Annotated in this window: 30 protein-coding genes; 11 read left to right on the top strand and 19 right to left on the bottom strand. The window is 57.1% G+C overall.

Going from position 1 to position 26,995, the window contains the following annotated elements; all coding sequences use genetic code 11:
• The first annotated feature begins 60 nt into the window (after positions 1-60).
• Positions 61-2,202 (top strand): SpoIIE family protein phosphatase, encoded by a 2,142-nt coding sequence (locus A4E33_RS01715; RefSeq protein WP_292345816.1) that lies wholly within the window; start codon positions 61-63, stop codon positions 2,200-2,202.
• A gap of 422 nt (positions 2,203-2,624) precedes the next feature.
• Here the strand turns inward: A4E33_RS01715 and A4E33_RS01710 are convergent, their stop codons facing one another.
• From A4E33_RS01710 to A4E33_RS01690, 5 genes are all read right to left on the bottom strand, one after another.
• Complete coding sequence (locus A4E33_RS01710; RefSeq protein WP_292345814.1) at positions 2,625-3,449, bottom strand: cyclic nucleotide-binding/CBS domain-containing protein; 825 nt, start codon at positions 3,447-3,449, stop codon at positions 2,625-2,627.
• Between the two features lie 136 nt (positions 3,450-3,585).
• Positions 3,586-3,867, bottom strand: a complete 282-nt coding sequence (locus A4E33_RS01705; RefSeq protein ID WP_292345812.1) for a hypothetical protein — start codon at positions 3,865-3,867, stop codon at positions 3,586-3,588.
• A gap of 63 nt (positions 3,868-3,930) precedes the next feature.
• Positions 3,931-5,841, bottom strand: a complete 1,911-nt coding sequence (locus A4E33_RS01700) for a response regulator (RefSeq protein ID WP_292345810.1) — start codon at positions 5,839-5,841, stop codon at positions 3,931-3,933.
• Positions 5,842-6,278: 437 nt separating this feature from the next.
• Positions 6,279-6,524: a DUF2769 domain-containing protein gene (locus A4E33_RS01695; RefSeq protein ID WP_292345808.1), complete on the bottom strand. Its 246-nt coding sequence runs from the start codon at positions 6,522-6,524 to the stop codon at positions 6,279-6,281.
• Between the two features lie 109 nt (positions 6,525-6,633).
• Positions 6,634-7,155, bottom strand: a complete 522-nt coding sequence (locus A4E33_RS01690; RefSeq protein WP_292345806.1) for a hypothetical protein — start codon at positions 7,153-7,155, stop codon at positions 6,634-6,636.
• A gap of 256 nt (positions 7,156-7,411) precedes the next feature.
• Here A4E33_RS01690 and A4E33_RS01685 point away from each other — a divergent pair, with 256 nt between their 5' ends.
• On the top strand, positions 7,412-7,810 hold the full coding sequence (locus A4E33_RS01685) for a pyridoxamine 5'-phosphate oxidase family protein (RefSeq protein WP_292345804.1): 399 nt from the start codon (positions 7,412-7,414) through the stop codon (positions 7,808-7,810).
• 237 nt (positions 7,811-8,047) lie between these two features.
• Positions 8,048-8,593 carry a PEGA domain-containing protein gene (locus A4E33_RS01680; protein ID WP_292345803.1) on the top strand — a complete coding sequence of 182 codons (546 nt, stop codon included), beginning with the start codon at positions 8,048-8,050 and terminating at the stop codon, positions 8,591-8,593.
• 44 nt (positions 8,594-8,637) lie between these two features.
• Here the strand turns inward: A4E33_RS01680 and A4E33_RS01675 are convergent, their stop codons facing one another.
• The 6 genes from A4E33_RS01675 to A4E33_RS01655 all read right to left on the bottom strand — a co-directional run bounded on the left by A4E33_RS01675 (position 8,638) and on the right by A4E33_RS01655 (position 11,249).
• A complete protein-coding gene (locus A4E33_RS01675) occupies positions 8,638-9,117 on the bottom strand; it encodes a hypothetical protein (RefSeq protein WP_292345801.1) in 480 nt (159 codons plus the stop codon).
• A 45-nt stretch (positions 9,118-9,162) separates the two neighbouring features.
• Positions 9,163-9,549 (bottom strand): hypothetical protein, encoded by a 387-nt coding sequence (locus A4E33_RS01670; protein WP_292345799.1) that lies wholly within the window; start codon positions 9,547-9,549, stop codon positions 9,163-9,165.
• Between the two features lie 130 nt (positions 9,550-9,679).
• Positions 9,680-9,970: a GYD domain-containing protein gene (locus tag A4E33_RS01665; protein ID WP_292345798.1), complete on the bottom strand. Its 291-nt coding sequence runs from the start codon at positions 9,968-9,970 to the stop codon at positions 9,680-9,682.
• A 59-nt stretch (positions 9,971-10,029) separates the two neighbouring features.
• Entirely contained in the window at positions 10,030-10,860 is an 831-nt protein-coding gene (locus tag A4E33_RS01660) for a hypothetical protein (protein ID WP_292345796.1), read from the bottom strand.
• On the bottom strand, positions 10,809-11,030 hold the full coding sequence (locus tag A4E33_RS14670; RefSeq protein ID WP_363053621.1) for a hypothetical protein: 222 nt from the start codon (positions 11,028-11,030) through the stop codon (positions 10,809-10,811). Before A4E33_RS14670 ends, A4E33_RS01660 begins: the two co-directional genes overlap by 52 nt.
• A 42-nt stretch (positions 11,031-11,072) precedes the next feature.
• Positions 11,073-11,249: a hypothetical protein gene (locus tag A4E33_RS01655; RefSeq protein WP_292345793.1), complete on the bottom strand. Its 177-nt coding sequence runs from the start codon at positions 11,247-11,249 to the stop codon at positions 11,073-11,075.
• Positions 11,250-11,542: 293 nt separating this feature from the next.
• On the opposite strand from A4E33_RS01655, the gene A4E33_RS01650 reads away from it, so the two are divergent.
• From A4E33_RS01650 to fhcD, 3 genes are all read left to right on the top strand, one after another.
• Positions 11,543-11,944 (top strand): hypothetical protein, encoded by a 402-nt coding sequence (locus A4E33_RS01650; protein ID WP_292345791.1) that lies wholly within the window; start codon positions 11,543-11,545, stop codon positions 11,942-11,944.
• A 162-nt stretch (positions 11,945-12,106) separates the two neighbouring features.
• Positions 12,107-12,667, top strand: a complete 561-nt coding sequence (locus A4E33_RS01645) for a 5-formyltetrahydrofolate cyclo-ligase (protein WP_292345789.1) — start codon at positions 12,107-12,109, stop codon at positions 12,665-12,667.
• A 12-nt stretch (positions 12,668-12,679) separates the two neighbouring features.
• Positions 12,680-13,570 carry a formylmethanofuran--tetrahydromethanopterin N-formyltransferase gene (fhcD, locus tag A4E33_RS01640; RefSeq protein ID WP_292345991.1) on the top strand — a complete coding sequence of 297 codons (891 nt, stop codon included), beginning with the start codon at positions 12,680-12,682 and terminating at the stop codon, positions 13,568-13,570.
• A gap of 298 nt (positions 13,571-13,868) precedes the next feature.
• On the opposite strand, the gene A4E33_RS01635 is transcribed toward fhcD, so the two are convergent.
• From A4E33_RS01635 to A4E33_RS01610, 6 genes are all read right to left on the bottom strand, one after another.
• A complete protein-coding gene (locus A4E33_RS01635) occupies positions 13,869-14,261 on the bottom strand; it encodes a hypothetical protein (RefSeq protein ID WP_292345787.1) in 393 nt (130 codons plus the stop codon).
• Positions 14,248-14,622 (bottom strand): hypothetical protein, encoded by a 375-nt coding sequence (locus A4E33_RS01630; protein ID WP_292345786.1) that lies wholly within the window; start codon positions 14,620-14,622, stop codon positions 14,248-14,250. Before A4E33_RS01630 ends, A4E33_RS01635 begins: the two co-directional genes overlap by 14 nt.
• Before the next feature lie 11 nt (positions 14,623-14,633).
• Complete coding sequence (locus A4E33_RS01625) at positions 14,634-14,978, bottom strand: hypothetical protein (RefSeq protein ID WP_292345785.1); 345 nt, start codon at positions 14,976-14,978, stop codon at positions 14,634-14,636.
• Positions 14,979-15,245: 267 nt separating this feature from the next.
• On the bottom strand, positions 15,246-16,214 hold the full coding sequence (locus A4E33_RS01620; protein WP_292345783.1) for a PEGA domain-containing protein: 969 nt from the start codon (positions 16,212-16,214) through the stop codon (positions 15,246-15,248).
• A 551-nt stretch (positions 16,215-16,765) separates the two neighbouring features.
• A complete protein-coding gene (locus tag A4E33_RS01615; protein ID WP_292345781.1) occupies positions 16,766-17,275 on the bottom strand; it encodes a hypothetical protein in 510 nt (169 codons plus the stop codon).
• A 38-nt stretch (positions 17,276-17,313) separates the two neighbouring features.
• Positions 17,314-18,945 (bottom strand): B12-binding domain-containing radical SAM protein, encoded by a 1,632-nt coding sequence (locus tag A4E33_RS01610; RefSeq protein WP_292345779.1) that lies wholly within the window; start codon positions 18,943-18,945, stop codon positions 17,314-17,316.
• Positions 18,946-19,096: 151 nt separating this feature from the next.
• On the opposite strand from A4E33_RS01610, the gene A4E33_RS01605 reads away from it, so the two are divergent.
• Positions 19,097-19,585, top strand: coding sequence for a GNAT family N-acetyltransferase (locus A4E33_RS01605; RefSeq protein ID WP_292345778.1), 489 nt, complete (start codon positions 19,097-19,099; stop codon positions 19,583-19,585).
• Here A4E33_RS01605 and A4E33_RS01600 read toward each other — a convergent pair whose 3' ends face one another.
• Positions 19,586-20,401, bottom strand: coding sequence for an N-formylglutamate amidohydrolase (locus tag A4E33_RS01600; protein WP_292345776.1), 816 nt, complete (start codon positions 20,399-20,401; stop codon positions 19,586-19,588).
• Between the two features lie 114 nt (positions 20,402-20,515).
• Here A4E33_RS01600 and A4E33_RS01595 point away from each other — a divergent pair, with 114 nt between their 5' ends.
• Entirely contained in the window at positions 20,516-21,325 is an 810-nt protein-coding gene (locus tag A4E33_RS01595; RefSeq protein ID WP_292345774.1) for a tetratricopeptide repeat protein, read from the top strand.
• Between the two features lie 512 nt (positions 21,326-21,837).
• On the opposite strand, the gene A4E33_RS01590 is transcribed toward A4E33_RS01595, so the two are convergent.
• Positions 21,838-22,251 carry a hypothetical protein gene (locus A4E33_RS01590; RefSeq protein ID WP_292345772.1) on the bottom strand — a complete coding sequence of 138 codons (414 nt, stop codon included), beginning with the start codon at positions 22,249-22,251 and terminating at the stop codon, positions 21,838-21,840.
• Positions 22,252-22,515: 264 nt separating this feature from the next.
• Here A4E33_RS01590 and A4E33_RS01585 point away from each other — a divergent pair, with 264 nt between their 5' ends.
• The 3 genes from A4E33_RS01585 (at position 22,516) to lon (ending at position 26,810) form a co-directional block, all read left to right on the top strand.
• On the top strand, positions 22,516-23,289 hold the full coding sequence (locus A4E33_RS01585; RefSeq protein WP_292345771.1) for a hypothetical protein: 774 nt from the start codon (positions 22,516-22,518) through the stop codon (positions 23,287-23,289).
• A 660-nt stretch (positions 23,290-23,949) separates the two neighbouring features.
• The gene (locus A4E33_RS01580; protein ID WP_292345770.1) at positions 23,950-24,369 is read left to right on the top strand and encodes a MarR family winged helix-turn-helix transcriptional regulator; all 420 of its coding nucleotides are present in this window, start codon (positions 23,950-23,952) and stop codon (positions 24,367-24,369) included.
• Between the two features lie 56 nt (positions 24,370-24,425).
• Positions 24,426-26,810 (top strand): endopeptidase La, encoded by a 2,385-nt coding sequence (gene lon, locus A4E33_RS01575; RefSeq protein ID WP_292345769.1) that lies wholly within the window; start codon positions 24,426-24,428, stop codon positions 26,808-26,810.
• Positions 26,811-26,995: the final 185 nt, after the last annotated feature.

Raw genomic sequence — 26,995 nt, 5'->3', positions numbered from 1 at the left:
ATTCCGGTTTCTGAGTGCAGAACCAATCCATTTTTTTGTCCGGAACGTGAAGGAGAATGGATGAATCCGGGTACCCGCTCTCCTCCGAAGATCCGCTTCCCTTTACGGACAAAAATCCTTTTGCTGTTCCTCGTACTCTCCCTCGTAGCGCTGGGCGCAACCGGGTATCTTGCGTTCACGCAGATGGAGGACGTCAGCACCTTTGCCGCCGGCCGCAGCACCGATCTCGGGAACAAGGCGAGCGCCGACAGCGCCGCGGCGCTCGAGACCAATGCACGGGCCTCGCTCCTGAAACTTGCAAGCGACCAGGCCTATATCAGCAACATCATATTCGAGCGGGTCCGCGCAGATCTCGGGACCATGGCATACTATGCCGGCGAGATCCAGGCGCACCCGGACCGGGTCCGCACGCAGCGGCTGTACACGCAGGACGATGTCCCGGAAGACCGGTTTGCAACGACCGTCCTCTTCTACTCACCCGGCGCAAAAGAGACCGTGACACTGGAAGAGCGCAACGCTGCCGGCATGATGGGGGATATCTTTATCCCGGTGTATGCGAACAACCGCCAGATCTCGGCAGTGTACGTGGGGACGGACAGCGGCATTTCGGTCATCTACCCGTGGACGAACGGGCTGAACGCGTCATTCGATCCCCGGCTCCGGAGCTGGTTTAAGGACGCAAAGAAGAACGGCGGCGTCACGTGGTCCCAGCCGTATGTCGACCTGCTCGGCCACGGCCTGATGGTCACCTGCTCGCGCCCGGTGTATGACAACCGGACCGGCAGAACCTGGGTGGTGGGAGCCGATGTCACCATCGACACCATCAACCAGAACATCATCGGCACGCAGGTCGGCGACCGCGGCTATGCGATGCTGATCGACAGCACGGGGCATGTCATCACGCGGCCGGGCCTCTCGGCCGGCGATCGCAGGTGGGACGAATCCTTTGTGACTGAGGATCTGCTGGAGAGTAACAACACAGGACTTGTCCGGGTGGCCCGGGAGATGACCGCGGGAAAGACCGGCATCGAGCGTGTCCAGTTTGAGGATGGCGACCGGTTCATTGCCTACGCCCCGGTGCCGAGCGTGAACTGGAGTGTCGGTGTCGTAATGCCGGTCGATGACGTGACCGCTCCGGCCCGGCTCTCGCAGGAGACAATCCGGGCCGACACGCGGGCCGCCGCCGACCACATGGCAAGCCAGCAGCAGACCATGAAGACCATCTTCATCGGGATATTCATTATCCTGATCCTGGCAGTGGTTGTCCTGACGTGGACCTTCTCCCGCTTTCTGACCGAGCCTTTGCAGAAACTTGAGAAGGGAGCCGAGGAGGTCGGTAAAGGGAACCTCGACTATGTCGTGGAGGTGAACACGCAGGACGAGTTCGGCAGCCTGGCGTACTCCTTCAACACCATGGCATCGGATCTCCGGGAGTACATCAGCACCCTGAAGCGGACCACCGCCGAGAAGGAGCGGATGTTAAAGGAGCTCGAGATCGCCAAGGGCATCCAGCAGGATTTCCTGCCGGAGCGTGCGCCAATGATCCCCGGGTTCGACCTTGACGGGTACAATCTCCCGGCGCTCGAGGTCGGCGGGGACTTCTACGACTTTATCCCGCTGGACTCCGACCATACCGGTCTCGTCATCGCCGACGTCTCCGGCAAGGGCGTGCCCGCCGCATTGTTCATGGCCCTCTCGCGGACCCTGATCCGGGCCAGCGCCCACAGCGCCGGCGACCCGGTCGGCTCGCTGCGCGAGGCAAACGTCCATCTCGTTGAGGACTCGAAGACGGGGATGTTCGTTACGCTCTTCTACGCGGTCCTGGACAGCAGGGCAAAGAGCCTCACGTATGTCAACGCCGGCCACAACCCCCCAATCCTTATCAGCGCCGGGACCGGCAGCGTGAAGCTCCTCTCCGCAAAGGGGATCGCGCTTGGCGTTATCAACGAGATCGATCTCGAGGCCGTGAAGATCCCGCTGAACGCCGATGACCTTATCGTGCTGTACACCGATGGCGTAACGGAGGCGACCAACGAGAAGATCGAGGAGTACGGCACCGACCGGTTCACGGACTGCGTGATGAAGAACCGGAATGGCACTGCAAAAGAGATACGGGAGGCGGTTGTCCGGGACGTGATCGCGTTCGCGGGAACCCAGCCCCAGCATGACGATATCACCATCATGGTGCTGAAGGTATTGTAGACGAGGACCGGGAATTCCTGATTGCAACGGTGACACCTCTCTATGTCAAACAGGAGTCACATGTTCCGCTGATTGCGATTCAATCTTGCGGGATCATTCCGTAGTAGCATCATTCATTTTTTTAAATTCCATTTATCATGAAATCAGGAGTGATGAAACAGATAAAACTGCGGAATCCCAAGCGCCCCCGCCCCCAACGGGGGCTGGGCTGGCGCAAGGGGGGCGATTATGTATTTTCTCGCTCTGGAGAAAACCTGCAAATAGCGGATAATGATGGGCGCACTGGCGCTCGGGGTCTGCCGACCCTCGCCCCGTGGAGCATGGCCGTACAGGGCCATCTAAAAAATGATCGAAACCACAGGTCACCTTCGCTATTCCAATGAACGGATTGCTGCGAGGATTTCTCGACAGAGTAAAAATCCTCACTTCGCGTACGCCTCGACAAGGTCCCTTGCCGTGATGATCCCGGCGATCTGCTTCTTCTTCATGATCGGGAGCCTGCGGATATGCTTCGCCGCCATGATCTTGGCTGCCTCGTGGATGCTGATGCCGGCAGGAGCCGTGGTCATGAGGCCGGAGCAGGCTTCGCGAAGCGGGGTGTCGAGCGACCGGGAATGAACAAGGAACGACGAGAGGAGATCGCGCTCGGTAAATATCCCGAGGGGCTTGTCATCGCTCATGACGATCACGCTCCCGACCCGCTTCTTCCCCATCCGGGTTGCTGCCGCGTACACCGTTTCGTCCTCGTCAGCAGTGACGATCTCCCGCGTCATGAAATCATCGACAACCATCGAGGTCTCCGGTGCGTCGGGCAGTTCACGGATCAGGTCGGAAGCGGTGATGATCCCGGCCATCTTCCCGCAGACATAGACCACGAGCCGTGCCTTTTTATTGATCATGGTCCGTGCCGCTTCCCGGATCTCGAACGATGTACATATCCTGATGAGCGGGTACGACATGACATCCCCGACCAGGGTCTTCTTGAGGTTTTTACCGGTTGCAAGAACCCGTGAGAGCACGTCCCTTTCCGTCACGATGGCAACGGGTGTCTTGTATTTCACCACAATCAGGCTGCCGATGTGCTTCTCCCCCATGATCTGTGCAGCCTGGTTCATCGTCGTCTCCGGTGTTGTGGTGACGACCTTTTTGCTCATGATGCTGTCCACCTTCAGGTGGCGCCTGGATTCCCGGTACGCCCGGTCGGAGACGCTCGGGAATTCAATGACCGTTTTTTTCTGCGCTGCCATACAGATCCCTCCAATGTCAGGATCGGGCCCGGGACATTAAAGGTTTCGGAGGCCGGATAAGCAGGGCTAAAAATCATTTTCCTCCTGCCGTCAAATCCCTCCGGAATGATTCGGCCATGCAAAGAACAAACAGGATTCAGAGACGCCTGCTCTTCTTCGCGATCTTGCCGGGCCGGGGCCGGTCCTGGTGAGTGCCGTGATCGATGTCGAGAGCCTCTTCCGGGGGATGGGTATGAGGATAGTGCCGGGAAGTGCCGGTAACCTTGTGCCGGGGGTGGTGTGCCGGATGCGGCCGGGCATGGGACGACGGGTGGTGCCTGGCCTCAAGGATATCCCTTTTCCGGTCCTGGCTCACACCTGGGGGGCCACGGGAACGGGAAGACTTCTTCCCGCGTTCAGGCATGGATTTTGCTGCCATGTGGAGTAATCCGGCCCGTAGATAATAAATGTACGGACCGTACCGGCCGGACAACCGGAAAAATCATTCAACTTCAAGGATATCCGGGTAAGCCATCTTCAGCACCTGGTGGAGGTGATCGAATGCCCGGATGTGGTCGATGTACACGCGGAACTTCCCGCCGGCGGTCGTGGTGATATCGAGCGACCCGGCAAGGAGCTTGGGTTTTTTCAGCTCCATCCGGACGATATCCTTCTTCCAGACCTCGAAGACCTTGTGGCGCTCAAGCTCCTCCATCTGCCGCGGGCGGGTATCCACGTTCGTGCCGAAGAGCTCGCCAAGGATGAACTCGCCGAACGAGATGCTGTCACTGCGCCGTGCGTCCAGGAACGGGTTGTGGATCACGAACAGCCGCCGGTCGGTCACGTACACACCATACCCGCCGACTGCCGAACCGATCGCACCGGCAATTGCCCCGCCCATGCCGCTGTCGGTGACCTTGAGGATGATACTCGAGATCCCGCCAAGGTACACCTCCTCGCTGTACCGTTCCCTCCCCTTCCGCGCCGGCTGCTCGGTACTGACCATGATGGACTGGACCGCGGCGATCAGCGCTCCTTCCGCATCGTAGATGCCGGCCCCCTTGCTGTGGAGGTGCACCGTCTTTCCCCGGAGCCGGACCGTGTCGGGTTCGCTCTTGAACACGTCTCCGTCATGGGTGATTCCCAGCGCTTTCTTGAGCTTGAGGTCGTGCGGGATCTTTGCCAGGTAATCGATCAGCATGGGCCGTTTCTCGCCCACGAGAACATCTGAATAGGCATAGCCCCCCTTTCCGACCATGTCCGCGGCGCCGATCCCGGTCAGCTCTGCGATAGCCCGGTTCCAGGCAACGACCTTTCCGGCAGTATCGATGGCAAAGACCGGGTACTGGACATTCTCGACCGATTCCGACAACTCGGTAAAGTAATCCTTCGTCCGCCGCTTCTTCCTGACCGTCACGTGGCTTTCAGTCGGCGGCATGGTGACCTTCTGCACCACGGGCTCCGGCTTGACCCGGGGTTCCTCCAGAGAGTGCAGGGCAAGAGATGAGAGGGAGATGATACCGGACATCGGTGTCAGGATTGCAGTATATCCGGTAATCTCGCCGGAGGGATCGGTAAATATCCGGTAATTGCCAAGGACCAGCTTCAGCGCACCATTCGACCGGACATGATGCAGGAGGTGGATGGCGGGGTTCTGTGCCGTCAGCGACTTGATGTACGTTGCAAACTCTGCACGCTCGTCCTCAGGGATTGCAGAGAAGAATCCCGCACCTTCCTCAGCATCTGCGGAGATCTCCTGGGCATAGATACGGTTTGCGTACCGGATTTTGCCATTGCGGTCGAAGCCGCAGAAGGGGACAAACTGGTTGTCGATCAGCGACTGGAACGGGCTGTCGGCGGCTGTGACCGGCGGTGTTGCCGGGGCCCGGGTCGGGGATGCTGCCGGCCGGGATGCAGCGGTGCCGGACCGTGTCACAGCTGATGCGGACCGGGTCGTTGTTGCCGCGGGTCGGGTTGCAGCAGCCGCCGGTTTCGCAGGGGAAGCCTGAGCCTGGCCGGCCTGGTGCTGCCGGACGAGTTCGATGATTTTTGGTATCTCGTCCATCATGAGCACCCCCTTCTGCAGGTAGTAATTCCCCCCGCTGTTCATTGCATCGATGGCAACCCGTGTGAGGTGCCTGCCGGTGCAGATGATGAAAAATGCCGTGCTTCCCCGCGACCGGATCACCCGGAGGAATTCGACACCGTCCATATCCGGCATCGAGAAATCGCAGAAGATTGCATCGACGGGATCCGTTTTCAGCTTTTCAAGTGCGGCAATCGGTGACCTGAACGTCAGGACGGCGATCCCCGGCTTGCTGGTGAAATAGGTAGCAAACGTATCGAGAACATCGGGATCGTCATCGACCACGAGGATCGAGAGCGGTGCGGGCTGAGGGTGTACCGGGGACATGGTTTGACTATGAAAATATCATTATTCCCTTCTTGCTTATGAATGTTTCAAAATGTTCTTTACAATAAAACGTCGGATTTTCAGGTTTTTCCGAGAGCATATCCTGAAAAACCATTGGGCTGCAGTAAATTGCCGGGTGGAGAACGGTCCATTACCGGATCAGGATACGGAGGTCACAATCTCCCCTCTGACCGGCCCCGGGAGGCCGTGAACAGCTGAAGAACCTTCGGAAACCGATATGCATGACGGACCCCGGGATTTTCACCAGGTGTAGAGACCGGGATATTCCTTCGGCTTCGGGAATCCAAAGGTACTGTACACACGCTCTCCCCTTCAACCGTCACTTCGTGTGCATTTTGGATTGCAGGTTGTATGCACCGGTATACCGGAGGGATATGCTCTCCCTCACGACTTAAGATGATAAAAAAGATCTGTGTTTAGCGCCGGACGCAGAAGAACCCGCCGCGGAGGTGATGTGTCAGGTAAATCTCGCATCCCTGGCAGAAGCAGCCAATCATCTTCATCCCCGTTGCTGACGACTGCCCGCAGGCACAGAAGAGCTCGGCCGGCTGGTGCTTCTCCAGCGAGTGCTTCCGGTAGTTCTGGCAGATGGTGCAGTACTTCCTGCAGATGGCCTTGTTCTCCTCGGTGTTCTCCACCCCGGGCATTTTTGTTTCAAACATACCCTTTGAGGTGGGCAATCAAGGGTAAAAGATCTTTCTTTATGTTGCAGTTTTCGGCGGGTTCTGCCAACTGCCCTGCGTACAGCAATGACACCCGCCCTGCCGGATCCTAGACTTTCTCACCGTGTCTGAATTCCGGGCACCGCTCCTTCAGGATCCGTTCAGTGTCGTTATATGAAAGGGTTTCCCTCGCAAGGAGACATTCGGCGATGACCTCGATGGCTCCCCAGTTCGTGTCCACCAGCTTTTGTGTCCTGTCCAGAATCTCGTCCCGGATCCTGTCCCGGTACGGCGCTTCTCCATAGATGCGGGTGAGGAAGGCAATCCAGTTGTCGATAAAGGTATCTGCAGCAGCACTATCGTCGCGCTCGTCCCCGGACCAGACGGTCTCTTCCCGCGGATCCTGCCCGGCCATGCGGGCGGCTGCTGCAATTCCTGCAAGCTGGACAACCGCAAGATCGCGGGCCCTGCCCCGTACACTGCCGCAGAGCGATCCGTCCTCCCCCCCGGATTCCAGGGGCCTGATGGTGACAAAACGGAAACGGTACCCGTACACCAGGTCAGCAACAACATGACCGGCCACGTGGTATGCAGCATGCTTCCGGGATGCTTCTGCACCGGTGACAACCATCGTGAGTGAATAGTATAAAGGGGTTAATATGGATATTGGATTTCAGACCACTGCTGCCTGTCAGGGAAATACCAGAACACCCGGGGATTTCCGGAGTTTCCTGATTCCCGAAAGACAGGTTTGGTATCCCATCCCGCCGGGATCAGTGCGGGTGCTGTCTGTCACGACCCCTTTCGCAGGACCAGACAGTGTCCGGACCCTGACTGCTGCCATTAAGAGTATGCGAACCAGATATACTGACCTGAGGGAAGATTCGATGGTAAACCTGACAAACGAGATCCGGGAATCGCTGGCAGGAACCAGGACCGCGTTCTTCGCGACATCGTCGAAAAACGGCATTCCCAACGTTGTCCCGATCGGGGCATTTAAAATGTACGATGACGGGACGATCCTTGTCTCGGACCAGTTCTTCAACAAGACGCTTGCGAACATGAAGGAGAACCCGCACGCTGCCCTCTCGTGGTGGGGCGACAAGGGCGGCTTCCAGATCCGGGGGACCGTCACGCTCCACACGGACGACGAGGTCTTCCTGCAGAATGTTGCGTGGATGAAAGACCTCCGGCCCCAGCTGAAACCCAAGACCGCGGTCCTCCTGAAGGTAACCGATGTCTATACTGTCAAGCCCGGGCCCGATGCCGGAAAAAAGATCCTCTGATCCGGCCTTCGGAGAATCGCGGGATTTTCGATCCGGGTGTTGCGGATACCGGATATCCTGAATCCGGACCATCCTATGATTTTATGTACCGTAAAGGAGATCATTGTAAAAAAACCGGGTCAGCGCAGGCAACCCGGGAGGACGGCTGACAGTCCCGATACAATCCGACAGGATCCCGGCACTATGTCGATATATTCATGCATCTGGAGAGAGAGGAGGCGCAGAGAGAGGAAAAGCATGGATCATCCCCTGTCCTTCGCATGTATGGTACTGCTCATACTCGTAACCCACACGGGAACAGCATCCGCCGCGGATACGGGAGTACCGGCCGCAGCAAACCTGACCGACACTGCAACACCCGCAGTAACGGGAGCGGAGACCATCAGGACCGGGGGCAGCGTCTATTTCACGACGGATCCAAAGGGTGCAATGATCTGGGTGGACGATGCCGAACTTGGTACCGGTGATTTTACCTATTTCTTCGATAAAACCGGGACCTATCGGGTGCGTGCCTGGAAGAAAGGGTACGAAAATTTTACCGGTCAGGTAACGGTCAGCAAGGGGCAGCGGGTGATCTTCGAAGCCGTGCTCACCCCGGTATCGCATACCATCAGTTCGGAGATCACGACCGCTGGAACGGCAACAACCATCACAACCCTCCCGAGATCAACGATAACCCTCCCCACCCCATGGCCAACCTCCCCGCAATCGTCTCCGGCGACTACGGTAATCTTCGCAGCGGTTGTTCTCGCGATCGGACTGGCGGCGACACGACGGGGATAGCCCGGTACAGAAAAAAGATCTGTCCCGTACCAAAAACGTCCGGACTATCCCCGTTCACGGAGGATCGCTGACTCAAGTTTCGCGGGTATCTCGTCCGCGCCCAGCAATACGACATTCCCGACGAATGCCACGGGAATGCCGGTAGATGTCTGGCGGTACTGCCGGTTCAGGGCAAGAAGCTTGTCGCGGTTCCCCGGGTTATCATAGATCTCCAGGATCCTGAAATCGACGTCCTTGTATTTCCTTTGCAGCGACTGGACATACGGTGTCACATTCTCGCAATGCTCGCATCCGTTGCCATAAAAATACCAGACAGTCAGGCTTCCGTCCGTTTTGGGGAAAGGACGGATCGGGGTACTTGGCTGGCTGCCGATGAGAACAACAGCCCCGGTAATAACGATTCCCAGAACGAGAATGACGAGAAGAATTTTCTGGCCCTGCATGGTCCCTGAGGGAACCCCGGATGATTCGTCAGGTTCTTTCGCAATATTCTCTGAAGGAATTTTATTCTTTTTCCGGGACATGGGAACACACACCTGTTTTTTTAAAGCACCTGCACGACGGTGCAATCATTTTTTCATCAGGATATCGTAGGGCGGAACCTGCGCCCTGATGACGGGCGGGATCCAGCCCTGCGTAAACTCGATCGCGTTTACGGTTATGCAGAACAGTTCGCAGAGAGGGATACCCTGGAGGTAGTCCTCCTTGCCCCTGCCCTGCATCGAGAAAAACCGCAGGACGAGGCGCATCACGGCATCGAGATCCCGGCCGGGGAAGCCGTAACTTGCAAGACCGTTCAGGAGAGCGAGGATCCGGATCATCCGCTTCTTGACTTCGATGACATCATCGCTGTCGGTTTTTGGCTGGTGGATGATGTCCAGGATCTCCAGGGAGAGCCGGCAGACCTCCTCCTTTTTCTCCAGGATGAGCAGCCGTTCGGATTCCGTGGTTTGCATATCCGTACTGTCTGGTTCCCGGAAAGAAAAAGGTTCACATGGTGTGTCCCGCTTGCAGGTCGGGGATGTCTGGTACCTGCGGGTATGCACGGGTTCCCGATAACCCATTCCGGAGGAATGCTATCCGGAATTACACCGTTTTTGCAACCCGGTACAGCAGGTCGCTTGGGATCGCTTCCATGGTCTCGGTCCGCACTGTGCCGAACTTGCCCAGAATCGAAAGGAACTTCACCAGATTCTCCTTGTCCGGCATCTCGAAGACCACGACAAAGTCATACTGGCCGAGCGTGTAATACCGGGCGATGAGCTTTCCCCCGAGCGACTCGATGATCTCCTTTGCCTTCCTGTCCCGCTCATCGATGCTGTTTAGTTCGTCGAATGCAGCATGGGTCAGGTTCCCCAGCATCACATAGACTGTCATACGGGAGTCCTGCCCGCGTCAGAGTAATATATTTTTCGCTGGCACGGTGCCTTTGCGGTTCAGGGAATAAGGCGCATCAGCAGCAGATCCTCGCTGTTGCCATGCCAGGTAAAACCTGTGACAAGAATCCTGCCGTCAGGCTGCAGGGCGATACCCTGCCCGTAATCCGTCCGTTTTCCCGGGCCGTTCCAGAGCACGCTGCCTTCCAGACCAAACGAAGTATCCGGATCCCCGTCCCGGTTGAACCGGACAACAAGGACCTCGTCGCTGGTACGGTTCTGCGAGTATCCTGCAATCACAATCTTCCCGTCTCCCTGGATCACGTGTGCATACCCGTAATCATCCTTCCCGCCCGCATCGCCATAGTGGATGACCCCGCTGTCGCCAAACGCCGTGTCAGGCGTACCATCGGCATTGAACTGAAGAACGAGCACGTCAAACGCACCGCTGACCGTTGCCGCGCCGCTCACTACGATCTTCCCGCCATCCCCCACCGTGACCCAGTTCCCGTAATCCGCAGCGTCTCCCGTGCTGCTGTAGGTAACAGCACCGATGTTCCCGAACGTCCTGTCCATCGACCCGTCCGGGTTGATTCTGATGAGAAGCACATCATCCCGGCTGTTCATGACCGTTGCTCCCGTTACCAGGATTTTCCCGTCAGGCTGGACTGCGACAGAAAATCCCCGGTCCATTCCCGGCCCGCCATAGGTAAAAACCCCGCTGTTCCCGAACCGGGTATCCAAATCTCCTGCTTCCGTGAATTGCAATACAAGGAGATCCTGGCTGGTTTTATTGGACACTTCACCGGTAACCAGGATGCGTCCGCCATCGCCGCATGCTAAGGCAAAGCCGATATCCGTTGCTGAGCCCGGCGAACTGTACGTGACCACCCCCCGCGGTCAAACGCCCGGTCGGGATTCCCGCTGCTGTCATAGCGGAGAACCAGCACGTCCCGCTGGCGGCTGCCGTTTGTCGTGAAACCGGTTGCAAGGATCTTACCATCTGACTGGAGCGCGAGCCCGAGGCCACGATCGTTACCGCCCCCGTCATAGCGGACAATTCCCCCGTTGCCAAAAGCTGTGTCCGGGTCTCCCCCTGCCGTTTACAGGGTGATGACCAGGTCTTCGTTCCTGTTGTTGTTCCCGTAACCGAGGACTACGATCTTCCCGTCTTCCTGGACGGCAACTTCGACGCCGCGGTCCCGGAACTCTTCGGTATCAGCCGACATCAGGTAGCCAAGCGGGGGATTGAACGACGGATCGAGCGAGCCGGGATGCACTGAAAGGGGAGGTCCTGATGGTTATTCCGAGACGCACCCTGCAGACAGGATGAATACCATGGCGAGCGCTGCAACAACAACCTGGTTACGGGCGATGGAAAACATAGGCATTGGATGGATTTTTACACCGTACGAAAATAAACCGGCGGTTTTTCACGGGTATCTTCGATCACCTTTGGGGATACGTTCCGGAACGGGGATTGCAGGAAGCGTTTTCCGGATGGGTAGCGGGAACAATGTCCCTGCCGTCAGGAATAAATCCTGCAGGAACGGATCCTGAATCAGGGACTGCCATGCCGCCGCCCGAATGTCCCGGGCTGACCCCGGCACAGGAGAAACGGCTCAAGCTTGCAGTGGAGGGAACCTGCGAGCTCTGCTCCGAGTATTTCGCGCTCCCGTTCCTTGATATTCACCGTATATCCCGTCGCCAGTACCGCGAGATGAAACGGGATCCCTCGACCCGTATCCTCGTGGTTTGCCATCTCTGCCATGATCATATCCACCACCTCCCAGTACCGGTCCGGCAGCAGCGGGAGATCGTCTCCCGCCGTTCGTTTTTTGTCCGGCGCGACCTCCGCCGGGTCTTCGGATACCGGCCGAGACCGTATTCACCACCCGAAGAGATCGATGTCTCCCAGATCTTTGACGAATATTTCACCCATGCCCCTCCAGGGCCGTTCCGGCTCAGCGGATGACGGTCACGGCCAGCCGCATCACCGGCAGGATCGCTGAGGAGCCGCGAACGGGGTGATGCACCTCCCAGAGTGGATCGTCAGGAAAAAAACGTCACGGGATACCGTACTCCGTCAGAGAGCAATCCGGAAAAACATAAATACCTCTGTTTTCCACTCCTACCCATGCGGGAGCAGAAAAGCAGTATTCGGAAGATCCTGCGGGAACGCAAGGACGCGATGGTGCCGGAAGACAGGCTGGCGAAGAGCAGGGCGATCTGCCGCCATCTCATGACGCTCATCCGGGACAACGAAACCGTCATGGCATACACCTCGAAGGAGAAGGAGGTCAATACGCAGCCGATCATCATGCGTCTCCTTGAACGGAAAATTCCGCTCATCGTCCCGATCATCGTAAAGGAGGATATCAGCCTCCGGCTCTCGTACCTGCGCGATCCCGCCGTCCTTGTCCCCAGCACCTTCGGCGTTCCCGAGCCTATCGGAAGCGAGATCCCGGCGCAGGGCGGCGATATCGACACGATCCTGCTCCCGATGCTCGGCTTTGACCGGACGGGCGGGCGGATCGGATACGGCGCCGGCTATTACGACCGCTTTTTGGAGAAGCACCCCAATCTCCGCAAGATCGGCCTTGCATTCTCCTGCCAGGAGATAGAGTCGCTCCCGCTCGACGAGACCGATGTGCGCATGGATCATATTATCACGGAGGAAGGTATCGTATATCCTTAAGGGATGATCACGATGCAGATCAACGGCACAGAGATCCTCGACACGTATGCCGAGGCATTTCCGGTCTGGGTCTCGCGGGTCATCATCACTGCCGCTACCCCGGAATGGGCCCGCAGGGCTGCCGTGACCGCAACCGGTTTTGCAACCTCCAAGATTGCATGCCCCTGCGAGGCCGGGATAGAATACGATGTTTCGGCCCGCGATACTCCCGACAAACGGCCCGGGGTATCGATCCTGATCTGTGCGGAGAAGAAGAACATGAAAGCCAACGTGGCTGCACGGGTCTCCCAGTGCATCCTGCCGGCACCAACAGCTGCCGCATTCGACGGCCTGCCGGATGCGGACTCGCGGTTTTATATCCGGATGCACTATTTCGGTGACCGGTATGAGGAACGCTGTATTGTCGGCGGAAGGAACTGCTGGAGGATACCGGTCATGGAGGGCGAGTACGTTGGCGAGGAACGATTCGGCACCGTCCGGGGGATTGCCGGGGGAAATTTCCTGGTCATGGGGAAGGACCAGCCGGCCGCCCTCGCAGCAGCGGAGGCGGGAGCCGGTGCCATCGCCGGGATGAAAGGAGTAATGACCGGTTTTGCCGGGGGAATCGTCAGGAGCGGGTCGAAGGTGGCGTGCAAAAACTACTCATTCCCCATGCCGGCAAGCACCAGCCACCGGTTCTGCCCGGTGCTGAAAGGCAGGATACCGGACTCGCTTGTCCCTGACGGCGTGGGCTCGATCTACGAGATCGTCATAAACGGCACCGGTGAGGAAGCGGTACGGGAAGCCATGAAGGCAGGCATCCTTGCCGCCACAAAGACAGGGAAGGCCCGCTGCATCGGGGCATCGAACTTTGAGGGGAAACTCGGGCAGTACCGGTTCAGACTTCACGACATGTTCGGGTAGCGGGCCGGTGAAACAATCTGGAACAGATCTTATTTTCTGGGAGCCCCCTTGAGCGTGTGAGATGTCATCAGATCCCGAACAGAAGAATGGAGGCTTCAGCTAACCTTCGATTCCCATATTCGATTTATTAATGCCCATATACGGCAATGTTCCACGGGGCGGGGGTCGGCAGACCCCGAGCGCCCGTGGCCCCATCGCAGTACCATACGACATGTCTGGATACTTTTCTCAAGAGCTGAAAAAAAAGAGAAGACCGGAAACACCGGCCCGGCAATATTAATCCCGGGGATCACACGTCTCAGTCCCGGTCCCTGCCAGCCATCCGGCCGAGGGATCGCTCGAGGTACGCCGTGATATGGGGCATCACGAACGGCATGAGCATGCCAAGGAGATCCATGAAAAGGCTGGAACGGGGCTTCTCGTCCCGCGGGGCTGCACTCCTCCGCCTGGAGGAGCCTCCTCCCCCGCCCAGGATCCGGAACAGCATGAACAGGAGGATACCGGCACCAACGGCTGCACCTGCCGTTGCAACAGGATGACGCTTCACGGTTCCCCCGACTGTTTCTCCCACGGAAGACAGTGCATCGGACGATGCCTTTACCACGGACGTCTTCAGGTGCCCGTAGGATTTTGCGAGCAGCAGCTCGGTCAGGTAGACGTCATCCTCGGTGATCGGTCTACGGTTTTCCACGGTTCATCATCTCCCGCGCCGTTGGTGTCTGGAGGACGATCGGTTTTTTCAGGAATACCTGTACGATGATCAATGCTGCCAGCAGGGCAAGCAGCCCCGAGAGAAGCAGGGCAGCCCAGAGGGGTATATAGGTCGCGATAAGAAAGATCACACCCACAACCATGATCAGGGCCGCCGTCGCAAGGAGGGTGAGGACGACAACAAGGTACATCATCCTAGTGCCGAGGAGATCAAAAGGCTCGAAGACGTAATGCTGCAGGAACAGGTCGGTCTTCTGCCGCAGCCAGAGGTCAAGATATCTGACCGTTGTCGCCAGATCCGATTCTACCGACACGTCTTCGTCGCAGGAATCAGGTTCCATGCCGTCCCCCGTCAGTCACGGGATCTCGAGATCAGCATACCGAGAAGGAACCCGAATCCCATGGCAACAACAACCGCCGGGATGGGGTGATCGCAGATCATGTGTTCAACCGGCTCCACTTTTTTCTGGTACTCGGCTTCCACTTCGTGATATTTCGCACCGATCTCCACCTTGAGGTTGTCCATCTTGTCCTGGACGCCGTGCAGGATTTTTTTCACATCCTCACCGCTCACGGATATATCGGTATTCCGGAGCCGGCGGGCTGCCTCTTCCAGTGCCTCGATCGTCTGGGTCTTGACATGGTCCGCTTCCGATACACCCTTACTCGCCATCCGGTCGATTGTATCATCTGCCATAACTCGTGGTCAACTCCTGGTTCTTGTCCCTGATATGACATTTATTTGCGGGATTGTTCTGCAAGCCCCCGGAAAGGATACCGGTTCATATCAGCGCATGCGAGTATTGGTCGGTACCTGTAAAAAACCTTATCTGGCGGGCAATTACCTGCCTCCTGACCTGCTTCACGGATCTGTCAGGCAAAAACACACCCTGAACACTTCCGTAAAATACGGGAAATCTGCAGAAGACAGGGGCGGGAAGATTTTCTGGAAAAGGGTATGGTTCTATTTCCGGGTCACACGAAGCAGAGCGCAGAGCCCCAGCGCACCGATAACCACAACGGGATCCAGCCCGGATCGCGCTGTCGGCATGGTGGGGGGAGCGGTCTGTTTCTGTGATTGGGAGGGTGTCATCTCCGTCGTACTGCTGCCAAGGGGCTGAAGCGACACGTCCGCAGTAGCCACCTGGTCCTTGCCGACTGTGATACCCGTCGAGACCGGCCGGTACCCGTCCGCGGCGATAGTGATGATATGTACCTCGTTTGCAGTTACGTCGCTAAAGACAACCGTGCCGGTTCCCGGGCCGGGGCTCCCGCCGACATTGACGTAACAGTCCGTATTGTCAAGACATACGGTGCTGCCGGTCCGGTCAATATACACGCGGATCGAGCCGGTGGCGCGGGGAGCCGCCGTGGTGATGGTTGCCGTAACCGGCGCGAAAAATGCGACCAGCTCGATGTTCACTTCGGAGATTTTTCCCTGTTCAACCTGAACAAGCCGGGTGGTATCCTCGTAATCGGCCGGTGCCTCCACAGAGATCGTGTGGTATCCCGGACTCACGCCGCGGAAGAACGTGGATCCTGAGGTGCTGTTTGCACCCACATTCGCACGGCAGTCCATGTTGTCCATACAGATGGTCGCACCGCCCGGCTTAATACTGACTTTGATACCGGTTGCATCGGGATCCAGGTCAAGGTATGCGTCAACCCTGCTGGTCTGATCGGAGGTCACGTACACGTTCTCTGTCCATGTCCGGTATCCTTTTTCGCGGACCGTTACCGTATGCAGGGAGTTGCCGGAGACCGTGAACGTGGCTGTCGTGAAATCGCAGTTCCCGCCATCGATGCAGGCCAGTGCACCCGATGGCGACGAGTACACCGTGATCCTCCCGGGGGGAACCTCTGCTGCGGCAGGCAGGCAAAGGAGCAGGAATAATACGAGGAGGGGTATTGTTCTGGTATATATCGATGACATACTGGGATGTAGTGGCGGGAGGGGTATAAGGTTTGTGGGAAGGGACGTAAATGAGATGAACCTGCTTTTTTACCCGTACAGGGAAACGGGTTTTGGGAATTTTCAGATATGTTGAAAATCATTTGTAAAACCTATTCAGTCGAATTATGAGGATCGACACACCCCAGACTCTCGTGACAAGATCCCAGCTAAACGCTATACCCCGGGAAATCTCCTATGAAAAACACCCTCAAAGATAAACGATGTGTGCTAGTTCCCCCATATCCCCTTAAGGATCGTTACCGCCGTCCCCGCGGGAGCGCTCCCGCGGCGGCCTTCAATCAGCGGTTTTTCCCGAACCTGCTCTGACCCCGCCGTACATTGGAGAGGCCCTGAGGTGGGGAGCCCTCATAAATCTCCGGTTTTTATATGATTTTCATCATCTCGTTGTGAAATCCTGTTCATGCCTGAGTCAACCTAACCAATTTTTATGGAGAATGGGGGGGAACCACTATACCAATGGCGTGCACTGGTTTTTTCCCGGATCCATGAATACCTCACATGACAAGCCTTTACCGGCCGCACTTCCGCCGGCACTCTTCCAGTTTTTCTGCCACAAGCCCGGTCGCAATACCGGGAGCGGCAGTGCAAACGTCTGCGCTGCAGCTGCCCGGGTCATGGACCGGATCGAAGATCATCGGCGTGGTTTCCGCCGGCATGACGGTCGGGATAACGCTCGGTTCCGGAGTCTCCGGCACGTGGACCGGATCACAGACCAGCCCGGGATCATGGACCGGGTCGCAGACAAGGGTCATGCTCCGGATCAACAGCGATCCCAGGAAGATCGACGCGAGTGCGGCAGCCGATGCAACCGCGATCTTCATGACACGGCTCCTGATACAGGAATCGGCAGCACAGGCCGCACCATAGGCGATGACCGCAGAGAGGGCAACAGGCACCAGAGGTTCCCACAGGGTGAAGCCGGTGATGAGCAGGACCAGGAAGAGAGACGGGATGAGGAATGTTGCCGCAAGGAGGAGTTTTGCTCCGTTCGGACGGATGATATCAGCTGAACCTGACATTAATCCACACTCCGGGATGCCATGTATTCAATCGTCCCCTAGATCCGGAAGATCTTCCGCAGAACAGTCGAGAACTGCACTTCGCCGGGCACACCGGTCTTCCGGAACTTCCTTTCCACCTGCTGCAGCCGATCCAGTCGCTGGGAGAGAGCATCCGCCTGCCTGATCAGGTCTTTGCTGCCGTCATGGATGGAAGCTGCAAGGTCATCAATATCTTTCTTTGAGACAAGCCGGGCAGTAAGGGCATACATCTTCAGGATCTGGTCGAGGACAAACGTGTTGCCCTTCGTGACAAGTTCAGTTGTTTCGTCGGCAAGCTCCTTTGCCACCGGACCTGAGTACAGCCGCCGGACTACCGCTGCCCGGTACGAGAGCGCGATGAGGGTGTGGGCGAGTTTTGCGTATCCCGATCCCGGAACGCGGAACGTGGCAAGGTTGATCCGGAACATCTGCTCGACAGCAGGATCCATGATGCGGTAGTCCCAGTTCGGCCAGCTGCCTTTGATGAGGCCGTCGCGGACAAGCCGCTTCTCGAGAGGGGAGCCTGCAACGATCTCGGCCCTCCCGAAATCGAACGGGTATCCCGGGTGGTTCCTGATAAAGAGCAGATTATCATTGATCTCGTCAAGCATTGCATCCGGGTGGAAGATGAGGAGGTTGTAGGTCACGGCAATATTATTCTGGCGCAGGAGCCCGAACGCGCGTTCGATATCATCGGCCTGCGAGCCCCGGATGAGTGCAAACAGGCCGCTGTCGGTAGCATTTTCGACACCGAGGAAGACGCCCGCGACCCCGAGCCTCCAGAGACGGGTTGCAACGTTTGGCGTGATCGAGTCGGGCCGGGCCTTGATCAGGAAGGCGGTGGTGCTGACGTCCACCTTCTCTGCATCGAGCGCAGCCATCAGCGCATCGAGACGGGCAATACTGTCCCGCTCCTTTGGCAGCAGGAAATTATCATCGTGGAACTGGAAGAGCCGGACACCCTGCTTGTGGTACAGCCATGCTATCTCTTTCGCGATATTCTCCGGGCTTCTCAGCGCATGCCGTTTCCCCGGTTTCTTTGCATGGAAGGCCCCGATGCAGCAGTAGGAGCAGGCCGCGTGCCAGCACCCCCGACTCGAGACAAGGGTAGCGAAATTCTCGCCAAGGCGGACCTGGGGATGATCGTTCCGGACCGGGAACGGCAGGGCATCGAGATCCGGGAACTCGTCAATAACACGGTTCTCCACGATCATCTTGCCAACCCAGAAGACGAGGTTAGATATATCAGAGATCTTCCGTTTGCCGTCAAGGAATTCCGCCAGCTCAACGAGGGCCTGCTCACCCTCGAACCGGATAATGCTGTTGATCCCGATCTTCATCTCCAGTATCTTCCGGTATTCGAACGTGGGGAAATGGCCGCCAGCCGTGATATGGCAGGCTGCATTGTTCTTGCGGATCTTCCTGATAAGATCGAAAAACGGCAATGCCCGGCTCTGGAACGCCATCGATACTGCAACGAGATCCGGCCGGAATCTGTGGATCTGCTTTAAGACCCGTTCAGTATCTTCCGGAACGGAGAACGGTGCTATCTCTACCGTGTGCCCGGCCCTGAGGAGTGCCGCAGCGGGATACCGTACGGAGAGGTTCTCCTCGTCTTCGGAGGCGATGAAGAGGACTTTGACCGGCATGCGTTCTATTGTGTGTAGGGAAAGGTGACGGATAATTGTTGGGGTTCGGTTTTTATCCGTTTTTACCCTCCGTCTTGTATCGGGAGGACCCGTTATGCCCGGGGTCCCCACCACCGCAAGATACAGGTGCACCGGGATGCAAGGTGTACCTATGCCAGTATTCCTCCCGGTCACAGAGAACGATCTCGGCACGATCAGGGATATCTATGATTACTATGTCAGGAATACGACGGCAACGTTCCACAGCGAACCGGTCACGGTAGATGAACTGAGAGAATTTTTGTTTGTCGGAAACCCGAAATACCCCTCGTTCCTGATACAGGAGAACGATAGCATCATCGGGTACTGCTTCCTGACCCGGTACAAGAAACGCCAGGCGTACGATCGCACGGCTGAGGTTTCAATCTACCTGCGGCCGGAATTCACCGGTAAGGGAATCGGGGTTGCAGCGCTGAAGGTGCTCAAGGACGCGGCAGCAAAATCAGGCATCCGGGTCATCATCGGGACCCTCTGCGGGGAGAACCATGCAAGTATCCGGCTGATGGAGAAATGCGGGTATGAACGGTGCGCTCATATCAGGAACACCGGTGAAAAGTTAGGAAAGGTTCTCGACGTCGTGATGTATGAGAAAGACCTCTAGCTACGTTCCGGAAACCTGATCCCAGAAGGATGCCAGAACATTCCAGATCTTTTCCTTCAGCTGCGATACCTGTCCGCCGCCGGTACCGGTTTCAGCCAGGGCCGGGCCTGATGAAGATTCGTACAGTAACCGGTTCACCTCGATCTGGATCCACGGCACTCCCTTGCGCCAGAAATGGGCGTTGACAATAAACCCGCCGGAGAAGGGATTGTTGATCGCAACAGCATCGTTCCCGGGAAATGCATCCTCAAACAGGTCCGCAAGAGCGGTGATCCATTCTTCACTGCATGTCGCGATGCCACCCTTTTTTGCCCGCCCTTTCCGGTCGCCGTTGTTGCCAAGGCAGATGAGAGGGCGTTTTTTTCCGGCATCCTTCTGGAGTTCCGAACCGGACGGGAGCATGGAATGGCAGTCGAACGCGATGCTGATCCGGTACCGGTCAATCAGCTCATCGATTCGCTGGTGGAACGGGAAGTAATGATCCACACACAGACGGTGGATCATCTGCATATCGGGAACCTGTCCCGGCCTCCATACATCCCGGCCGTCAATGGTCCGGAGCTTGATGATCCCGTCCGGATCCCGGAGCGGGAGGGGCAGCGGGGGCCGGTTGAGATCAACGACCATGCGGGAGACCGGCGTATCGATCCAGGCGGCAACCCGGTCCCGGTACCCGAAAAGGGTGCGGGTTGCAGGATCACAATAGTACCGGAGGTCCGCATCGGAAAGGAGCAGCCGCGGCCGGATAGTCTCCGGGATCTCAGTACCTCCATGGGGAACGGAGATCAGGAACGGGTATTTTTTTCGTACCGGCATGACTGTCCGGACTATTGCGGGGATATTCTGTTAAGGGTTTGGGTACTGGCATCTGCCATCGCGGAACTGTTATATTCCGGCAACCGGATTCTAGAACCGGGAGAGTAAAGAAGCATGGTCCTTCTGGAAGGAACAGGCGGGAGCGCTGATGACGAACCCCTTGAACCTGACAATCCCGATGACTGGTATCGCGAGGGTACAGCGCTCTTTACTGCCGGGAGATATCCTGAAGCAATCCGCCTGTTTGAGAAAGCGCTCGATGCCCGGCCGCGGGAGGCCCGGTACCTCACCGGCCTTGCTGCCGCCGTGGACCGGCTCGGGTTCTTCTCGCATGCCCTCAGCCTTGCCGAGCAGGCTGCAGCTGCAGCTCCGCTCTCGCCTGATGCCTGGTTCTTCAGGGGTCTCGCGCTCTACCGCCGGGGGGACTATACCGGCGCGATCGACGCGTTCCGGCAGGCAGTTGCCCTGGTGCCGGAGCATACCGAAGCCTGGTTCTTCCTGGGTAACTGCCATTACCTCTCCGGCGAGATCGGGAAATCGCTGGAGTGTTTCGACCGCCTCCTTGCGATCTCGGGACGCTACCCCAAGGCCCTGTACAACAAGGGAGTATCGCTTGCGGATCTCGGAAGGTTCGAGGAGGCAGTGGAGGCATACCGTGCATGCCTTGACATGAGTCCCGGCGTGGCTGTTGTCCTGACCAACCTTGGCGTGGCGCTTGCAGGCCTCGGGCAGCACGAGAAAGCCCTCAGCTCGTTTGACGAGGCGCTCGCGATCGATCCCCGTGACCCGGTTACGTGGCACAACAAGGGGCTGGCACTGTCAAAACTCGGCAGGGAGGCCGAGGCAATCGACTGTTTCTCACAGTACCGTGCGCTTGCCGGGGAACGGGGCGCGCGGAGTACCGGCCGTCAGACATTCCGGTAAAAGATATACGGTGTTCAGCGGGCTCCGGAGAAATCCATTCCGGCATCATACTCAGGGGAATTGCCGGAGTGATCCGCTCTCTCAGCAAAGGAGGAGGCAGCTGGCGGGGGCAAGCTTCCTTGACTCCCTTTTTTCAATGTCAGGATAAGGTAATGCTCCATGGGGTGATGGTCGGCAGACCATGAGCGCCCGTGGACTCATCCTGTTCTGACGTTATACCCCGAATGTATTCTCCAGACCCGTTCAGCTGATTTTATTAGAGAATCAGGATTCCCTCATACCCGCAGGGCAGATGAAGGATACCGGTTTTTCCTTATCCCGCCTCTCCATCCTGCGCGGGGTATTATATTCCGAAGCGAGTCAGGGGGAATGAATTGTCCCGTGATATGTAACGATCCGATGATGGGGGCTGATACACCCATACCCCCATAATGACAACAGCTGCCGCCAACATGGGGCATTAATACCGCTTTTCCCGCTCAGGATAGTGGCTGTTGGGCATATTTGCAAGGTCAGCAGTGCGATTCGCCTGTGCCGACAACAGTCCCGGTGATGTTGTTTGCGGTGTCGAGCGTTGCGTGGGCGAACAGGTAGATGTGATGGTATCCCAGGATTGCCGAGATATTGTTTGCCGCGTCAAGAGCCGTGTACAGGACAAAGCACCCGAGCACGAATACGGAGAGGAACCCGGGCGTCTCATTCTGCCGGAACAGATACGGCACTGCCATCATGACCGGCAGGAGCGAGAAGACGCCAAAGACCATGCACGGGACCATCCCGAACATACCAAAACAGGCGGCGGATACGGAATTGCATTCCATAAAATGCTCCTGCACCAGCGCGAGATAGAGCGTAGAAACGGATGCAACACTGGCAAAGAACATCGCGGATCCGATGAAGATCCAGTACCGCTTGTCGAACGTCACACCGGAATGTTGGGCGCGGGAGCTATATCAGATATGGGATGCCAGTCGTCGCTTCACCGGGCACTGGTGGGAGATACTTTCAGGGGGAAATCTCCGACGGCCGAAGATTTGTCGCATTTACAGGAACCGGCCATGGGTTCAGGGAAAAAACCTGCCGCAGAGAGGCGGGAACGCGGAGAACGTCCGTTTCCGGCAGCGTCTTGTTACAGAATGGATGGCGTACCGTCTGGCAATTATTAATAGAATCCAGAGTAACCGGAGTGCATGAACCGATTTCTCAAAATCCTGATTATCTTTGGCTTTTTCCTTGTCATGGCTGCATCCTTTTCCGGATGTTCCGACGATTCTGATACTGTCCCCACAGAAACCGCAGCTTTGGTAACAACCATCGGGCCCCTGTACGCGGCTGGCGATATTGTCCGGAGTGCGTCCGGCAGCGAGTCTCCTGCATGGCTTGTTCTCGGGTATGATTCCGCAACCGATTCGTATTCCCGTGCCCTCATCTACCGGAACGCCGATGGATCGTATGGGTATCGCATGAATACGGCAACGGACACGGCAAAGCGCACCACGATGGAGAAGGTGATGACCGTGAAGATCACGCACGTTGATGCCGGTTCAATCCCGACCGCGGCCCCGACAACCGCTGCAACCGAAACAACGGCCGCCGTGACCACGGCAAAGAGTGCGACCGCAGCGACAACCTCAGCCACAACGACCGCAACCACTTCCAGCGCCAGGCCCTCGATCAAGGGGATGGAGCCCGATCACGGCGAGGCCGGGACAAAGGTCGTCACCGAGATCACCGGATCGGGGTTCCTCAAGGACCTGACAGCCAGACTGCGCCATAAGGGGCAGGACGAGATCAATGCAACAACCATCAGCTGGTACTCCGACAAGAGCGTGACCGCAACGTTTGTCATCCCCAACACGTCAACAGTTGGTGCCTGGGATATTGTTGTCACGAATCCCAACGGTCAATCCGACGAGTATACCAATTACTTCACGGTCCGCGGGAACACGAGCGGGCCGCTGTGATACGGAATTGACAGACCCACAATTATCACAGGTCAAATTACATTTATGTTCTTTTTCAAAGAATAGAATATCAATTCACCACTTTCTTTTGTCATTAAACCTGTACCCCTTACATCGGATTGGCATGGGCGGATAGCGATCAGATCCTGGTCAATAAAACCGGTTCGCGATTTCCCGGAATCAATCGCAATCACGATCCCGATCAAAATCTTTTCCGGAAAATTCGATCATCGATTTTCAGATCAAAATCGATCCCTGATTTCCCGGAAAAAATCGATCCCTGATTTTCAAAGAAAAATCGATCCCTGATTGAAAACTCATTTCCGGATCCAAATCACAGACGGAATGTAAAATCGATCCCCGATTTTTTTGTAAAAATCGATCATCGATTTTGAGATCAATATCGATCCTTGAAAATTTTTTTTCAATCGGATCCTGATTTTTCTTTTTTGATCGCGATCACGATCCCGATTAAAATTTCTTCCGGAAAAATCGATCATCGGTTTTCGTACAAAAACCGATCCCTGTTTTTCATAACAAAACCGGGCCCCGGTCCTCACATCGCGTTCCCGTCTTCACCGGAACGAAGGAATCCCGGGACACCAGCACATACCACCATCTTTATCATTAGGTAAGGCCTAACTAACCAACAGTCGGAGTATGAACGAACACAACGAGCACCTGCTGGAAGCACTTGAGCGCCTGCTCATGATGAAGAACGAATGCTCCTGTTCCATCTTCTCCGAATGCGGGCTTTCGGACATGACGGTCCGGCAGATCGCGTACCTGAAAGCCATCAGTGGACAGGGCGATGTGACGTTCAGCAGGCTCGCCGAGATCACGAACAACTCAAAACCCACGATCACCGAGATGGTCAACAGGTTTGTCCGGATGAACTGCGTGTACCGGGAACCCTGCCGGGACGACGGGAGGATCCTGTACATCCGCCTGACCGACAAGGGAAAGATGGTTGCAGGCGCCGAACAGGCTGCCCTCCGACGGGTGGTCGAACGGATGGTGGATTCGCTGGATGACCATGAACTGGAGACGCTGATACGGATCCTGGGCAAAGTCAGGTAATTTTTTTTCTTCCTGGCATTAGTTAGGTAAATTCGAACTAAATGAACGAGGAAACCATGCAGAAAGAACCAATGGAAACAACACAGGAAAAACTGGTGATACCGCTCTTCGAGATTGTCGTGTACCCGGAGACCCGGACAAAATTCCAGGTCGACCAGAAGACCGGGGAGCTGCTGCTCGAGGCGATGAAGGAGAAGAACGAAGCCCATGCAATCGGACTTACCGTCAAAAGCGGGACCCGTGCCCGTGAACTGACCGTAGAGTCGTTCTATAAGACCGGAACGCTGTTCCGCGTTGCGTACGTCAAGCCGGCAGATGATGGCTATGTCATCTGCGCAGAGGTCGGGCAGCGGGTGAAGATATCTGAGATTCTCGAAAAGGAGGGGCGGCTCTACGCTGCCTGGAGACCCGTACCGGATATCGAAGACCTTGAAGACGATCTCCGGGAACGGATCCTTACGGATATCCGGGACACGCTCCACGAGATGAGCAGCCGGTTCTCCGGCTCCGAACAGTTCACCGCGCCGATCGACCGGATGGACAGCGCCGAGCAGATCATGGGATTTGTCATGCCGTTTCTGCCGGTGCACGTCTCCGAGAAACAGGCACTCCTCGAGATCGACTCCGTACGGCAGCGGTACATCGCGTTCCTCGAACTGCTCATCAGGATGCGCGAGACCATCAAGATCCGGATCGAGATGGCTAAGAAGGTCACCGACCGGGTGAGCAAATCGAACCGGGAGGCGATGCTGCGGGAGCAGCTGAAGGTGATCCAGGAAGAGCTCGGCGAGAGCGACGGGACCGGCAGCGATACCGGATACCGTGAACGGATCGAACAGTCGAAGATGCCGGAGGAGGTCAGGAAAAAAGCGCTGGCGGAGGCAAAGAAGCTGGAAACCGGCGGTCCCCACAACCATGAAAGCTCTGTCATCCGGAATTATCTCGACCTCCTGCTCGACCTCCCGTGGGTGACGGAAGAGAAGAAAAGCATCGACATTGCGGGCGCCCGGAAGGTGCTCGAAAGCCACCACAACGGGCTCGAGAAGGTCAAGGAGCGGATCATCCAGCACCTTGCTGTGATGAAACTCAAGGCGGAAAAGCAGGGTTCGATCCTCCTCTTTGCCGGGCCGCCCGGGACGGGCAAGACCAGCCTCGGCAGGAGCATCGCGGAGGCGCTCGGACGGAAGTATGTCCGCATCAGCCTTGGCGGCGTCCGTGACGAGGCAGAGATCCGGGGGCACCGCCGGACCTATGTCGGGGCACTGCCTGGCAGGATCATCCAGGGCATCCGGAAAGCCGGGACCAGGAACCCGGTCTTTATCCTCGACGAGGTCGATAAGCTGGCGATGTCGTATGCCGGCGACCCGGCAAGCGCGCTCCTCGAGGTGCTCGACCCGGAGCAGAACAACACCTTCTCCGACCATTACCTCGAGGTCCCCTACGACCTCTCCGATGTCCTGTTCATCGCAACCGCCAACTCGCTTGCCACGATCCCGGCACCCCTCCTTGACCGGATGGAACTGATAGAGATCTCGGGATACACGAAGAACGAGAAGTTTGCCATTGCAAAAGAGCACCTGATCCCGGAAACCCTGAAGGATCACGGCCTCCAAGCCGGACAACTGCAGTTCGATGACGAAGCACTGAAAACGATCATTGAAAAATACACCCGCGAGGCAGGTGTCCGCTGGCTGAAAAAACAGCTGGCAAAGGCTGCACGGCACGTCTCCGAGAAGATCGTCTCGGGAGAGGCCGTGCTGCCGTTCATCGTAACACCCGAAAAGCTTCCGGTAATCCTCGGGAAGGAGCAGGTCCGTCAGGAGGTGGCCCGCAAGGAGCCCGTGCTTGGCGTTGTCACCGGCCTTGCATGGACTCCGGCTGGTGGCGAGATCCTCTTCATCGAAGGAACGTTCATGCCCGGCACCGGCAAGCTGACGCTCACGGGCCAGCTCGGGGACGTGATGAAGGAATCCGCCACGATCTCCCTCTCCCTCATCCGGTCAAGGCTCGCTGGGACGGAGAACGGATTCAACTTCATAACGAGCGACATCCATGTCCACGTCCCGTCCGGGGCAACACCCAAGGACGGTCCGTCCGCAGGGGTCACGCTCTTCACCGCCCTTGCATCGCTGATTACCGGCAAGACCGCTGACCCGGGTCTTGCAATGACGGGCGAGATCACCCTCAGCGGCACCGTCCTCCCGGTCGGAGGGATCAAGGAGAAGGTACTTGCCGCGCACCGGGCGGGAATCCGGAGGATCATCCTGCCAAAGGAGAACGAGCGCGACCTCCAGGATGTACCGGAGGATGTCAGGAACGAGATCGCGTTTGTTTTGGTAGAGACTGTCGAGGAGGTCCTGAAAGAAGCGCTCGGCATCGAGCTGCCCCGGCCGTTTGCCATGCATACTCCCGGCACCGTGGTCCCGGCACAGCATATCTGAACACTCCGGTCACCATTTTTTTATCCTACAATGATGGACAGGACACATGCCATTCCTTAAGTGATAGCAGCATCAAGGATTCAGTCAAGAAAGGTGGTGCGTGATGATTTTGAGAGGTAGTTACTGCAGGAAAAACTACACTGCCAGCGGGAATTCCGGGGGTATGCATACGTTGCCAAAGGAGG

This window comes from Methanoregula sp. PtaB.Bin085, from assembly GCF_002067035.1.
Lineage (GTDB): Archaea > Halobacteriota > Methanomicrobia > Methanomicrobiales > Methanospirillaceae > Methanoregula.
Note: the sequence above shows the minus strand (reverse complement) of the source record. Positions and strands in the feature narration are given on the sequence as shown.